Annotated in this window: 13 protein-coding genes; 2 read left to right on the forward strand and 11 right to left on the reverse strand. The window is 72.9% G+C overall.

Annotated features, from left to right (window positions below):
* Positions 1–49 precede the first annotated feature (49 nt).
* Positions 50–1,168 (forward strand): calcium:cation antiporter, encoded by a 1,119-nt coding sequence (locus KVF89_RS09090; RefSeq protein WP_257425038.1) that lies wholly within the window; start codon positions 50–52, stop codon positions 1,166–1,168.
* The gene (locus KVF89_RS09095) at positions 1,165–2,031 is read left to right on the forward strand and encodes a DUF8832 domain-containing protein (RefSeq protein ID WP_257425039.1); all 867 of its coding nucleotides are present in this window, start codon (positions 1,165–1,167) and stop codon (positions 2,029–2,031) included. The genes KVF89_RS09090 and KVF89_RS09095 overlap by 4 nt, the downstream gene beginning before the upstream one ends.
* 28 nt (positions 2,032–2,059) lie before the next feature.
* On the opposite strand, the gene KVF89_RS09100 is transcribed toward KVF89_RS09095, so the two are convergent.
* From KVF89_RS09100 to KVF89_RS09150, 11 genes are all read right to left on the reverse strand, one after another.
* Entirely contained in the window at positions 2,060–3,718 is a 1,659-nt protein-coding gene (locus tag KVF89_RS09100; protein WP_257425040.1) for a copper resistance CopC/CopD family protein, read from the reverse strand.
* Between the two features lie 7 nt (positions 3,719–3,725).
* Positions 3,726–4,478, reverse strand: coding sequence for a YcnI family copper-binding membrane protein (locus tag KVF89_RS09105; protein ID WP_257425041.1), 753 nt, complete (start codon positions 4,476–4,478; stop codon positions 3,726–3,728).
* Positions 4,479–4,557: 79 nt separating this feature from the next.
* Positions 4,558–5,100: a hypothetical protein gene (locus tag KVF89_RS09110; RefSeq protein WP_257425042.1), complete on the reverse strand. Its 543-nt coding sequence runs from the start codon at positions 5,098–5,100 to the stop codon at positions 4,558–4,560.
* A gap of 41 nt (positions 5,101–5,141) precedes the next feature.
* Positions 5,142–6,359 carry a rod shape-determining protein RodA gene (rodA, locus tag KVF89_RS09115; protein ID WP_257425043.1) on the reverse strand — a complete coding sequence of 406 codons (1,218 nt, stop codon included), beginning with the start codon at positions 6,357–6,359 and terminating at the stop codon, positions 5,142–5,144.
* Positions 6,359–8,509: a penicillin-binding protein 2 gene (gene mrdA / locus KVF89_RS09120; protein WP_257425045.1), complete on the reverse strand. Its 2,151-nt coding sequence runs from the start codon at positions 8,507–8,509 to the stop codon at positions 6,359–6,361. The genes rodA and mrdA overlap by 1 nt, the downstream gene beginning before the upstream one ends.
* Positions 8,509–9,120, reverse strand: a complete 612-nt coding sequence (gene mreD / locus KVF89_RS09125) for a rod shape-determining protein MreD (protein WP_257425047.1) — start codon at positions 9,118–9,120, stop codon at positions 8,509–8,511. Before mreD ends, mrdA begins: the two co-directional genes overlap by 1 nt.
* Positions 9,117–10,052, reverse strand: coding sequence for a rod shape-determining protein MreC (mreC, locus tag KVF89_RS09130; protein WP_257425048.1), 936 nt, complete (start codon positions 10,050–10,052; stop codon positions 9,117–9,119). Before mreC ends, mreD begins: the two co-directional genes overlap by 4 nt.
* A 4-nt stretch (positions 10,053–10,056) precedes the next feature.
* Positions 10,057–11,088 (reverse strand): rod shape-determining protein, encoded by a 1,032-nt coding sequence (locus KVF89_RS09135; RefSeq protein WP_273475455.1) that lies wholly within the window; start codon positions 11,086–11,088, stop codon positions 10,057–10,059.
* Positions 11,089–11,341: 253 nt separating this feature from the next.
* Positions 11,342–11,749, reverse strand: coding sequence for a nucleoside-diphosphate kinase (gene ndk / locus KVF89_RS09140; protein WP_257425050.1), 408 nt, complete (start codon positions 11,747–11,749; stop codon positions 11,342–11,344).
* A 56-nt stretch (positions 11,750–11,805) separates the two neighbouring features.
* Complete coding sequence (locus KVF89_RS09145; RefSeq protein ID WP_257425052.1) at positions 11,806–13,014, reverse strand: winged helix-turn-helix domain-containing protein; 1,209 nt, start codon at positions 13,012–13,014, stop codon at positions 11,806–11,808.
* A gap of 46 nt (positions 13,015–13,060) precedes the next feature.
* A complete protein-coding gene (locus tag KVF89_RS09150) occupies positions 13,061–13,720 on the reverse strand; it encodes a response regulator (protein WP_257425054.1) in 660 nt (219 codons plus the stop codon).
* Positions 13,721–13,812: the final 92 nt, after the last annotated feature.

Genomic DNA, 13,812 nt, shown 5'->3' on the forward strand with positions numbered 1-13,812 from the left:
ACGCACGGCCGTCATCGTCGTCAGGTCCCCTTTTGTAGGATTCAGCATCATGAGCGCCTCCACCTCAGGACGACTCGGGTGGACGGTCATCACGCCGCCCGTGGCCGCGATCGTGTTGGCGTTCAGCTGGGGGACGCACCCCGGCCCGCTGGCCGCCAGTCTGATCGGCGTCGCGCTCGTGGGCGCGGTGCTCGCGGCCGTCCACCACGCGGAGGTCGTCGCCCACAAGGTCGGCGAGCCGTTCGGCTCCCTGCTGCTGGCCGTCGCGGTGACGGTCATCGAGGTCGGCCTGATCGTGATGCTCATGGTCTCCGGCAGCGGCGAGACGTCGACCCTGGCTCGCGACACCGTCTTCGCGGCCGTGATGATCACGGTCAACGGCATCGTCGGTCTCGCCCTCGTCGTGGGCGCCCTGCGGCACCATCTCGCCATCTTCAACCCGGAGGGCACCGGCTCCGCGCTGGCCACGGTGATCGCGCTCGCCGGCCTGACCCTGGTCGTACCGACCTTCACGACCAGCGAGTCCGGGCCCGTGCTGACCGGCGGTCAGCTCACGTTCGCCGCCCTCGCCTCGCTCGTCCTCTACGGGTCCTTCGTCTTCACCCAGACCGTGCGGCACCGCGACTTCTTCCTCCCCGGCACGACCTCCATCCCGGGAGGATGGACGACGGACGACGACGCCGACGGCGACACCCACGCGGATCCGCCGACCACCCGCGAGACCTGGACCAGCGTCGCCCTGCTGGTGCTCGCCCTGGTGACCGTGGTCGGCCTGGCCAAGGTCGAGTCCTACTCGATCGAGGACGCCGTCGACTGGCTCGGCTTCCCCCACGCCGTGGTCGGCGTCGTGATCGCCATGCTCGTCCTGGCGCCCGAGACGATCGCCGCCGTCCGCGCCGCCCTCCTCCAACGGGTCCAGATCAGCCTCAACCTCGCCTACGGCTCGGCCATGGCCTCGATCGGCCTGACCATCCCGGCCATCGCGATCGCCTCCATCTGGCTCGAGGGCGAGCTCGCGCTCGGACTCGAGCCGATGCAGCTCGTGCTGCTCATCCTCTCGACCCTGGTGGGGATCCTCACCGTCGTCCCCGGACGCGCCAAGCCGCTCAACGGCATCGTCCACCTGGTCCTGCTCGCGGCCTTCCTGCTGCTGACGGTCTCGCCGTGAGCCGTCGTACGACGGGCGCGCTCGCGGCCGCCGTCACGCTCGCGGTGGGGCTCACCGGCTGCTCGTCCGGCGAGCCGGCCGACCCCGACCGGATCGTCCTCACTCCCGCGAAGGACGGCGGCAGCGGCGTCCAGCCGGTCGGCAACCCGGTCGGCGACGGCACCAGCACCGACGTCGAGGGCTATCGGATGACCGACGTGCGCCTGCCCGGCGCCGAGGGCACGGGCGACGTCTCGTTCCGGATCCTGGCCCCGTCCGGCGATCCGCTGATGACCTACACCGAGGAGCAGACCAAGCTGCTCCACCTCTACGTCGTGCGCGACGACCTCTCCCAGTTCCGGCACCTGCACCCGATCCTGGCCGACGACGGCACCTGGACCGCCCGGGTCGACCTCGGCGCACCGGGCCGGTGGCGGGTGGTCGCCGAGTTCATCCCGGAGGGCTCGACGACGCCGCTCGTCGTCGGCACGACGCTGCGCGTCGCGGGCGCGTGGACCCCGGTCGCGGTCCCCCGCGGCGACGAGGCGGAGACCGGCGAGGACGGGGTCCTCGAGGCCCGCCTGCTCGCGGCCGGCGAGACCGGCCCCAACGGCCGACTCCGGCTGCGACTCACCGACGCCGACGGCGAGCCGGTCGCGCTCGGCAGCTATCTCGGGGCCAGTGCCCACCTGACCGGATTCGCCGCCGACTCCCGCGGCTTCGTGCACGTGCACCCGTACGGCGCGCCCGAGGTCACCGGCGACGGCACCGTCCTGACCTTCCACACGGTCTTCACCCAGCCCGGCGACTACCGGCTGTTCCTGCAGGTGCGGGTCGACGGTCTGCTGCACCAGGTGGCCGTGACCGCACCCGTGACCGGCTGACCCGCTCCCCCTGGCGCGGGCGGTCCGGCTACGTCACGTCGAGGTCCACGGTGGTCACCGGGCTGGTGAACGCGTCGACGCGGATGCTGACCTGCAGCCTCCAGGCGCCGGCGTGCGGGAACACCACGTCGGCGGTGTAGGTGCCCGAGCCGGTCGGGACCACCGGGACCTCGCCGAGGTCGACGCGCTCGGAGCGCAGCGCGACCGCCGGGGCGTCGTACAGGTCGAGGGGGTCCCCTGCGAGGTCCTGCACCTGCACGATCAGCCGGCGCTGCAGTCCCGGCCCCGGGTCGAGGACCGCCAGCACCTTGAGGTCGTCGCCGGCGAGGCCGGTGACGACGCCGGTGTCGGCGGTCTGCGCCTGGCCGGGAGCCTCGCCGCCCGGCGGCTTCTGGGTGAGGAAGCCGGTGATCCCGAGGACGGCGACGAGGAGGGTCGCCTCGGCGAGGACGGTGCGCCGCACCAGACCGGTCGCCCGCCGGCGCTGGTCGTGCCCGCCGTCGCCCCCGACCCGCGGCACCAGACGGAACCGGTTGTACGCGGCGATCGCGACGACCACCAGGACCACCGCCACCTTGACGAGCAGGAGCCGGCCGTAGGTCTCCTCCACCAGACGCGCCCACGAGCCGACGATCCGCCAGCCGAGCAGCACACCGGTGAGGGCGAGCGTGGCGAGCAGCCCGGCCGCCAGGGCCGAGAACCGGGAGAGGAGCCGGGCGGCGTCCTTGGGCCGCCCGGCGATCGACGGCAGCGTCAGGACCAGGCCCGCGAGACCACCGAGCCAGACGGCGCCCGCGCTCAGGTGCAGCGCATCGGTGAGGACGAGGAGCAGGCTCGGCTCGTAGGCGCGGGTGTGCCCGACGAGCGCGGGCGACCAGACCGCCAGCGCGGTCACGAGGTCGACGACCAGCGAGGAGCGCCCCTGACCGGCGGCCCACGCGGCGACGCCGAGCCCGGCCGCCTGGAGTGCCAGGATCTGCAGGTCGTCCTGCACCAGTCCGGGGTCGAAGGACCCCGGATCGAGGACGCCGTCGAGGCCGGATCCCAGCTGGTAGGCACCCGCCAGGGGGACGGCGGCCGCGGCCGCCAGGACCGCTACGAGCGCGCTGCCGCGGAGCACGCGGACCAGGCGTCGTCGTACGTCGTCCGGGAGACGGACGCCGCGCGCCGTCCAGCCGAGGAAGATCGCGAGTCCGCCGGCGAGCAGCAGCGCGGCGTAGTCGAGGCCGTGCACGATGCCCTGCACCGTCGGCACCGCGCCCGGCTCGGCGGGGCCGGTCTGCGGCGGCACCACCTTGGCGCTCGGTGCCCCGACGTGGAAGGTCAGCGATCCCGCGATCGGATGCCCGTCGGCGGAGACCGCTCGCCAGGTGACGACATAGGTCCCGTCGTCGAGGTCGCCGGGCAGCCGGCCGGTCACCTCCGCGCCCTTCGCGGACGCCTCGACGTCGACCCGCCGGCCCTCGGCGTCGAAGGCCAGCAGGCCGTCCGGCACGAGCTGGACCGGCTCGTCGAAGGTGAAGGTCACCGACGAGGGCGCCGCGGGCAGCACGGCGCCTTCGGCCGGGTCGGTGGAGACGAGGGTGGCGTGTGCCGACGCGGGTCCCGCCGTCCCGATCACCGTGAGGACGGCGACCAGGACGGCCAGCAGGACGGCGGAGAGGTACGCCGGCACACGCCCGGTCACGTCGGGCTCAGTCCTTCCTGGCGGAGCGGGCGAGCGCCAGTCCGCCGAGGGCGAGCCCGCCGACGCCGGCGACGAGGCCGCCGATGGCAAGACCGTTGCCGCCGCCGTCGTCGTCCGACGTCGCGTCGGCCTTCGGGTCGGCGTCCTCGGCCGCTGTGTCCTCGTCGGACGCGGCGTCGTCGGTCCCGGCGCCGCCGTGACCCTCACCGGTGGCCTCGGTGATCGTCAGGACGGGAGCGGGACTGGCCAGCTCCTCCGGGTCCTGCCCCTCGGCGGCGGTCTCGGTCCAGCCGGTCTCGCCCTTCGCGCAGGTCTGGACGACCGGGAACGCGAGGGTGTCCCCCATCGCGTCGGGCAGCTGGACCGAGAGCGCGACGGTGTCGCGGAAGCCGTCCGGCAACGGGGTCTTGGCCGTGTAGACGACCTGGGCGGTGCGCTCGGTGACCTCGTTGCCGTGGGCGTCGGTGACCGGCTCGGCCAGCGTCTCGCTGACCTTCTCGACGGTCCAGCCGGGATTGATCGTCGGGGTGACCTCCGGGATCGACTCCGGCATCTGGATGGCCAGCTTCGTGGTCGGCGATCCCTCGCAGCCGTGGCCCACGCTGAACGTGAGCACGGCATAGGCGCCGGCGGAGGTGGTGTCCGGCGTGACGGTGACGTGCGCGCCGGCCGCGCCGGCGGTCAGGGCGACGATGCCCAGCGAGGTGCCCAGCGCGGCGGTCGCGCCGAGGGTGGACAGGGTGAAGCGTCGGATCTGCATGGATGTCTCTTTCGTGACTCGGGTGGTCGGCTGCGGGCAGCGACGAGCGGCCCGGCCTCCGTGCCGGAGTCGGCCGGGGTCAGGCAGTCGTCGCGCGCAGCCTCGGAGGACCGCGTGTCGGCGCGAGCGCCCGCGCGTGCTGGGCCGTCCGCAGGCGGCGGGGCGTCGCCGCCCGGATCCGCCGCAGCACGGGCACGGGTACGACGCCGGGGTCGGTCCAGCGCAGCAGCACCTCGACCGCCCGCCGCCGCAGCATCCACATCGTCCCCGTGACGGCGGCCGCCACCAGGTGGGCGACCAGCATCGCGGGGGTGAGGCCAAGCAGGGCCGACATCGGGTGCCCGTGTCCGTGGGCCTCCGGGGCCAGCGCGACCAGCCACGCGTGCCCCAGCAGCTGCGCCGCGACGAGCCCGGGCAGGACCAGCCGGATGCTCGCCCGGCCGCGCAGCACGAGTCCGCCGGCGGCGTACACGAGGGCGGCGAAGACGGCCAGCCACCAGACCGACGGCACCGCTCCCCCGGCGGCCAGGTGCGCCAGGACGAGTGCGGTGACGCTCTCCAGACTGCCGAGCGTCGCGAGCAGCGCCACGTGGCGGCGCGGGGCTCGGCGGACGGTCAGCACGGGCCCATCCTGCCGGATGCGTGGTGGCAGGCGTGCGGCGATCAGCCCCGGACCAGCACCCGCTGTTGCGGGGCCAGCCGCGACGCGGGGGACGACAGGGTCCGCAGGTGGATGTTCTGGAGCAGTCCGACGGCGAGCATGCCGGCGAACATCGACGAGCCGCCGTAGGACACGAACGGCAGCGGGACCCCGGTGACCGGCATGATGCCGAGGCACATGCCGATGTTCTGGAAGGCCTGGAAGCCGAGCCAGCAGGCGATGCCGGCGGCGGCGATCCGGCCGAAGACGTCGTCGGTGCGGGTGGCGATCCGCAGCGCTCGCCACAGCACCACACCCAGGAGGAGGACGATGACGGCCGCCCCGACGAGGCCGAGCTCCTCGCCCGCGACGGTGAACACGAAGTCGGTGTGCTGCTCGGGGACGAAGCCGGACTGGGTCTGCGAGCCCTGGAAGAGCCCCTGCCCGAAGAGCCCACCGTTGCCGACGGCGATCCGGGCCTGCTCGACGTTGTAGCCCGCGCCCTTCGGGTCGAGGGCGGGGTTGGTGAAGGCGAGGAACCGGTCGACCTGGTAGTCCTTCAGCATCCCGCTCGACACCGCCACCACGGCCGCCGCGACACCGCCGCCGGCCAGCAGGGCCAACCAGCGCCGGTGGGCGCCGGAGGCGGCGATCACCCCGAAGACGGTGGCGGTGAGCACGAGCATGGTGCCGAGGTCGGGCTGGGCGAGGATCAGCACGGCCGGCACGCCGGCGACGAGCAGCATGAGGAGCACGTCGCCGGGGCCGACCCGGTCGCGCCAGCGGCCCTCGCTGCGCTCGGCCACGACCAGCGCCATCCCGACGACGACGGCGAGCTTGGCCAGCTCCGAGGGCTGGATGGACAGCCCGCCGAACATCAGCCAGGAACGCGAGCCGTTGATCGTCGAGCCCATGACGAGCACGAGGACGAGCCCGCCGACGGCGAGGAGGTAGCCGGCCGGCGCCAGGATGCGGACCCACCGGTGGTCGGTGACGACGACGAGCGCCATCAGGCCGAGACCGATCACCACGTTGACGGCCTGCTTGACGAGGAACGCCCGGGTGTCGCCGCCGGTGAGATGGTCGCGCTCGAGCGTGGCCGACCAGATCAGCAGGCAGCCGAGCAGCGAGAGGAGGAGCACGGCACCGAGCAGGACCAGGTCGAGATCGCCCCACTGGAGGCGGCCGACCCGGCGTGAGGCCGTCGTGCGTCGGGTGCTGCCCTGGATCCGGTTGCTCATCACTCGCCCTTCTTCGAGCCCTTGGCCCGCGCCGGCGGGAGGATCGAGCCGTCGTCGCCGAAGGTCGGGAGCTGGGCGGGCGGTCGCCCTCCCGGGATGGCGGCGTTCGCCAGGTCCACCTGGTCACCGTCGACGCCGTAGAGCGCCTCCCAGATCGCGCGGATGCCGTCGCCGGTGGACCCGGACCCGGTGCCGCCCTGGCTCATCATCATCACGACGACGTAGTCCTCGGTGTACGACGCGACCCAGCCCGTCGACTGCTTGCCGTAGACCTCGGCCGAGCCGGTCTTGGCGCGGATCTCGACCTTGTCGAGCGGGAAGCCCGCGAGCTTCCAGTTCATCGTGCCGCGGCTCGCGACGCCCTGGAGTGCCTCGTCGACGTACCTCAGCACGGAGGCGGGGATCTTGAGCTTGCGGTCCTTCTTCGGCTCGATCTCCCGGATCACCTTGCCCTCGGGCGACACGACCGCCTTGCCGACCCGGGGCTCCCAGAGCGTCCCGCCGTTGGCGATCGCGGCGTACCCGCGGGCCAGCTGCAGCGGCGTGACGATGGTGTCGCCCTGCCCGATGGCGAAGTTGGCGGCGTCGGGGAGCCGGTACTTCCAGCCCTCGACGCAGAACTCACGGGAGAACTTGTAGACGAAGTCGGAGGTCTCGTCGTCCTGCGGCTTCTTCGCGATCCCGCAGTAGTAGTCCTTCATCGACTCGTAGTAGTCGCGCTTCCACTTCCGGTCCGCGACCCGGCCCGAGGCCTCGCCCGGCAGGTCGACGCCGGTGCGCTCGCCGAAGCCGAACCTCTCGGCCTGCTCGACGAGCGGGTCCCGGGCGTCGACGTCGTCGGGGTCGGAGCCGTACTTCTGCCAGAAGCTCATGCCGACCTGGAAGAAGAAGGTGTTGCAGGAGACCTCGAGCGCCTTGGCGAAGCCGATCGAGCCGTACGCCGCCGACTCGTGGTTGTGGAAGGCCCGGTTGCCGATCTGCACCGCGGAGGGGCAGCTGAGGACCGTGGACGGCGCGTACCCGTGGGTCAGCGCACCGACGGTCATGAACGGCTTCCACGTCGAGCCCGGCGCGAACTGCCCCTGGAAGGAGCGCGCGAGCAGCGGCGTCCCGGCGGCCTCGGAGTACAGCCGCTGGAGCTGCTTGTCGGTGATGCCGCCGACCCACACCGACGGGTCGTACGTCGGCTGGCTGGCCATCGCGACGATCCGCCCGGTCTTCGCCTCCATCACGATGGCGGCGCCGGAGTCGGCCTCGAAGTTGCGCTTGGTGACCGGGTCGCGCGTGCTGCGCTGCTTGGCGATCATCGCCGCGAGCTGCTCCTCGACGACGCTCTGCACCTTCGCGTCGATCGAGGTGACCAGGGTGTCGCCGGGCTGCGCCTCGAGGCCGGAGACGTCCTCGCGGACCCGGCCCTGGGAGTCGACCGCGACCTGGTCGTAGCCGGGCTGGCCGCGCAGCCACTCGTCGTACTCCTTCTCGACGCCGGCGCGGCCGACGACGGAGGCACCGTTGACGGAGCTGTCGCCGGCGTCCTCGGCGGACTCCAGCTCGTCCTTGGTGATCGGGCTGAGGTAGCCGAGCACGTGGGCGGCGTTGATGCCGTACGGCGCGGGGTACTGCCGCAGGCTCTGCCGGTCGACGACCACGCCGGGGAAGTCCTCCGGCTGCTCGAGGATCCGCAGCGCCGCGCCCTCCTTGACGTCCTGCGCGACCGGGACCGGCTGGTAGGGCGAGCCGTTCCAGCACTGACCGGCGACCGCCCCGTCGTCGCCGCACAGCAGGAGCTTGGTCTCGATCGTCGCGACGTCCACGCCGATCGCGTCGCTGGTGCGGCTGAGCAGCTCGGCACGGTCGGCGGGCGCCATCTTGCCGAGCAGGGTGCGGTCGAGCGACACCACCCAGGTGAGCCGGTTGGTGACGAGGGGACGGCCCATCGCGTCGACGATCAGCCCGCGCTGCGGCTGGACGACGATCTCACGCACCGACTGCGAGGCGGCCTTGCCCTGGTAGCTCTCCCCCGAGACGACCTGCAGGTAGTAGAGGCGTACGCCGAGGGTGGCGAGGAGGGAGAAGACGAGCGTCTGGATGACGATCAGGCGCAGCCGGCTGCGGTGCGAGGCGGCGGCGGGGGTGGATGCGGGGGCCATCAGGCGCGGACCCGGATCCGCTGGGAGGCCCTCGGCAGCCCGTCGCCCGCGGTGCGGCGCACGAGCCACAGCGTCGCCGGTACGACGACCAGGGCGGCCGCGACGTCGAGCAGGAGCGCGACCAGCGCCACGGGCAGCAGGTCGCCGACCGCGGCCACGGAGTCGCCGAGCAGGACGCCGGACAGCGCGAACACCGAGGTGCCGACGAAGGAGCCGCCGGCGGCCGCCGCGAGGGCGAGCGGCAGCGGCGGGCGGCGGGCGCCGAACTGCGCGAACCGGCTGCCGGCGGCCGCTCCGCCCGGGTCACCGGCGTTGTCGTGGACCAGGCGTCCCACGACGTATCCGACGACCATCAGGGCGAGCGCCCAGCGACCGGCGAGATGGTCGGCGGGCGGCGCGATGTCGAGCAGCAGCCCGGCCCAGAAGCCGGTCAGCGTCGCGAACCTGGTGTCGGTGGCGACGGCGGTCGCGACGACCACGAGCAGCACCAGGTCGGGGACGACGCCGAGCCCGCCGAAGTCCCAGGCGAAGTGCGGGAGCACGGTGACCTGCAGCAGCAGCGCGGCGAACACCGCGACGAGGGTGGCCACGAGACGGCCGCGGCGGTTCATCGCGGACTCTCCTCGATCACGCCGCCCTTGGTGCCGTAGGGCACCGCTACGCCGACCATGTCGAGCGCGGTGAAGTCGACGCCCGGCTCGATCACGGTGCGGTAGGACGTGTCCCGCAGGGACTCGTAGACCTTGCCGACGGTGCCGATCGGGACGCCGGCGACGTACGGCGAGCCGCCCTCGCTGCCCCAGGTCACGATCTGCTGGCCCACCTTCGGGACCACGCGGCGATCGGCGAGCTCCATCTCGAGACGGTCGTCGGTACCGAGGCTGCCGTGCCCGCGGACGAAGCCGAGCTCCATGTTCTCGCCGATCCGTCCGCCCACCGAGGACGTGTCGTCGACGATGAGCAGCACGGTCGCGGTGTGGGCGGTCACCGAGGTGATCCGGCCGACCAGGCCCTCGGCGGCGACGACCGTCATGTCGGGCCGCAGGCCGGCGTCGGATCCGGCGTCGAGCGTCACGGTGCTGGAGAACGACTGGGCCGGACCGATCGCGATCACCCGGGCGGGCACCAGCGCGTAGCCGAGGTCGCCGGCCATGGCGCGCAGGCCCTCCAGCTGGGCCAGCCGCTGGTCGTCGTACCCGGCCTTGCCGAGCCGGCCGCGCAGCTCGGCGTTCTCGGCCTCGAGCCGGGTGAGGTCGTCGCGCAGCGCGCCGTTGGAGCGCAGGGCGCCGGGGAGGTCCACCAGCGGACGCACGACGGTCGAGACGCCGGCCTGGACCGGGCCCACGACCTCGCCGACCACGCGGCGCACCGGGTCGACCGGCGAGCTGTCGCCGCCGGCCTTGTCGACGACCATGAGCGCGGCGCAGGCGAGCACGAGGGCGAGCACCAGGGAGCGGGGAGGCCGCCCGGAGTCGCGCTCGGGGTCGCGTGAGGTGCCGGTGCGCCGCACCGGCGACTTCGGGGGTCGGGTGTCGATCGCCATCAGGTCAGAACCGTCGCTGGTTGGTGACGAGCACCTGCTGGAGGGCCTCGAACTCCTCGACGCAGCGGCCCGCACCCATCGCGACCGAGATCAGCGGGTCCTCCGCGACGTGGACGGGCATGCCGGTCTCGTGCCGGATCCGCTCGTCGAGCCCGCGCAGCAGCGCTCCCCCGCCGGTGAGCACGATGCCGCGGTCCATGATGTCGCCGGAGAGCTCCGGCGGCGTCTGGTCCAGGGTCACCCGGACGGCGTCGACGATGGCGTGCAGGGGCTCCTCCAGCGCGTGCCGGATGTCGGCACCGGTGACCTCGACCGTGCGCGGGAGGCCGGTGACCATGTCACGGCCGCGGACCTCGCCGTGCGGCTCACCGGGGCGCGGGAACGCCGAGCCGAGGGTGATCTTGACGTCCTCGGCGGTGCGCTCGCCGAGCATCACGCCGTGCTCCTTCTTCATCCACGCGATGATCGCGGCGTCGAGGTCGTCACCGGCCGTGCGGATCGAGAGGGACGTGACGATGCCGCCGAGGGAGATGACGGCGACCTCGGTCGTGCCGCCGCCGACGTCGACGATCATGTTGCCCGTCGCCTCGTGCACCGGCAGTCCGGCGCCGATCGCGGCGGCCATCGGCTCCTCGACGACGTACACACGGCGGGCTCCGGCCTGGTAGCCGGCCTCCTTGACCGCGCGCTGCTCGACCGGAGTGATCGAGCTCGGCACGCAGATGACCATGCGGGGCTTGGCGAAGGACCGCCTATTGTGCACGCGCGCGATGAAGTGGCGCAGCATCTGCTCGGTCGCCTCGAAGTCGGCGATCACGCCGTCGCGCAGCGGGCGGAGCGCGGTGATGTTGTCCGGCGTGCGGCCCAGCATCTGCTTGGCCTGGTGACCGACCGCGATCACCTCGCCGGTGCTGTCGTTGAGCGCGACGACGCTCGGCTCGTCGAGCAGGACGCCGCGGCGACGGACGTAGACGAGCGTGTTCGCGGTGCCGAGGTCCACGGCCATGTCGCGGCCGATGATGGAGTTCGCCCTCACGCAACCTCCGCAAGACGTCACCGGACCGCCCCGCTGGGCAGGTCCGCTCGCGCGCGTCCGGGGAAGCCGGTCCGCTCCCCGCATGGTGGCGAGGAGTGTGCCGGGGAGGTCGACGAGCGCACGATCCGCCGGTCTCCGCTTGCGAGCGTAAGGAACGAGTCGGGTCCGGTCGGGTAGGCACGCCGGTACGGCGCGGCGCGTCTCAGGAGTCACACCCGTCACAGGGGACGGGGCTCCTCCCGCAGCGCGTGCGTCAGAGGTGGGGGAACCAGAGCGCGATCTCGCGCTCCGCCGACTCGGGCGAGTCCGAGCCGTGGACCAGGTTCTCCCGGTTGGAGAGGGAGAGGTCGCCGCGGATCGTGCCGGGCGCGGCCTTCCGGCCGTCGGTCGCCCCGTTGAGCGCGCGGACCACCTCGATCGCCTCGTCACCCTCGAGGACGAGCGCCACGAGCGGGCCGCTGGTCACGAACGCCCGCAGCGGCGGGTAGAAGTCGCGCTCGACGTGCTCGGCATAGTGGGCGTCGGCCATCGCCGCGTCGATGTGGCGCTGCTCCAGGGCCACGATGCCCAGGCCCTTGGCCTCGAACCGGGCCAGCACGTTGCCGACCAGGCCGCGCCGGACCGCGTCGGGCTTGAGCAGGACGAGAGTGCGTTGGGTCACGGCGGTGACCTTAGTACGTCGAGGCGGTGGGCCGGCCGTGGGACCCGGCCAGGGGGTCAGGCAGCCTGGTCGACCTCGGCCGCGAGTGCCGCGGCCAGGTCACCCCTCGGGGCGACGACGACCTCGGTCAGGCCGAGCCAGCCGGCCAGCCGCGCCAGCTCCACGGCCAGCTCGACCGCGGTCTCCGCCGGCGCGTGCGGCTCCGCCCAGGCCGACTGCACGAGCAGCCGGCCGGTCGGCCGGTCGGCCTTGAGGTCGACCCGCCCGACGATCCGCTCGCCCAGCAGGAACGGCAGCACGTAGTAGCCGTGCACCCGCTGCTCGGCCGGCGTGTAGATCTCGATCCGGTAGAAGAAGTCGAACAGCGCCTCCCCCCGGTCGCGCTCCCACACCACCGGGTCGAAGGGGCTCAGCAGGGCGCGGGCGCCGACCCGGCGTGGGAGACGCGCGTCGCGGTGGAGGTACGCCGGGCGCCGCCACCCCTGCACCGCGACCGGCTCCAGCTCGCCGGCCGCCACGAGCTCGTCGATCGCGATCCGCGCCTCGCCGACCCGGATCCGGTAGTAGTCGGCCAGGCAGTTCGCCGACGCGACGCCGTGCGACCGGGCCGCCCGTCGGACGAGCTCGACGTGGGCCTGCCCGGCCGGCATCGCCGGGGCGTCGAGCACCGACGCGGGCAGGACCCGCTCCGGCAGGTCGTAGCGGATCTCGAACTGGCTGGTGCGACCGGCGATGGCCAGGTCACCGGTCATGTAGAGGTAGTCGAGCATCCGCCGGGTGCGCGACCAGTTCCAGCCCCAGTGGTCCTTCGCGCGCGGCAGCCCGTCGTCGAGCTCACGCGCGGTGCTGGCCCCACGCTCGGCGATCTCGGCGAGCAGCGCCACCTCGAGCGCGTCGCCCTCCTCGACCGCGAACCACTTGCCGCGCCGGGCGCGGTAGTCGTCCATCCGATGGCGCATCGCCGGCCACAGCTCGACGGGCATGAACGCCTGCACGTGGGCCCAGTACTCCACCACCCGCCGGTTGCGGCCGCTGGCCGCGCGACGGAGCAGGTCGACATCGTAGGCCCCCATCCGCGAGTAGAGCGGCATGAAGTGCGCCCGCTGCAGCACGTTGACGCTGTCGACCTGCAGCACCCCGGTGCGGGCCAGGGTGCGGTCGAAGGTCCGCAGGCTCGGGGCCGCGTGGGCCGGGTCGAGGAAGCCCTGGGCCGCCAACGCGATCCGGCGGGCCTGCGGGAGCGACAGCGACTGCGTGGTGGGCACGGGCCCACCCTAGGAGCCGCCGCCGACAGCCCTGCCGGGCCGGCAGCTACTCCAGCTCGACCAGCTTGGCGCGCACGGCGTACATGACCGCCTCCATCCGCGAGTGCAGCTGCAGCTTCTCGAGGATGTTGCGGACGTGGTTCTTGACGGTGTTCTCGCTGATGGCCAGCTGCGCGGCGACGTCGCGGTTGCTCAGGCCGCGGGCGACGAACCGAAGCACCTCGAGCTCACGTTCGGTGAGCTTGAGGGCCTGGCCCGTCGAGCGGTCGGGCTTGGACATCGTCTTGAACTCGTCGATGAGCTTGGCGGCCATGGACGGGCTGATCAGCGACTGGCCGTCGGCGACGACGCGGACGCCCTGGGCCACCTCCTCGATGGACGAGTCCTTGAGGAGGTAGCCCGAGGCGCCGCTCTTGACCGCTTCGTAGAGGTCGGTCTCGTCGTCCGACATGGTCAACATGATGATCTTCGTCATCGGGACCGCTTCCTTGATGGCGACGCAGGCCTCGATGCCGGACTGCTTCGGCATCCGGACGTCCAGCAGCACCACGTCGGGGACGCTGCTGACGGCGACGGCGACACCGTCCACGCCGTTGCTCGCCTCGCCGACGACCTCGATGCCGTCCTCGATGGCCAGGAGCATCGTCAGCCCACGCCGGAACAGCTCCTGGTCGTCGACCACCACCACACGCACCGGCTCGCTCACGGGCTGTCCCGGTGCTGCGGTTTCCGCCGAAGTCCGAGTCGCCACAGCGGCATCATGGCACGACCTCCCGAGAGCATGTCGGTCCTGACCAC

It is taken from the genome of Nocardioides carbamazepini (assembly GCF_024614185.1).
In the GTDB taxonomy this organism is placed as follows: domain Bacteria; phylum Actinomycetota; class Actinomycetes; order Propionibacteriales; family Nocardioidaceae; genus Nocardioides; species Nocardioides carbamazepini.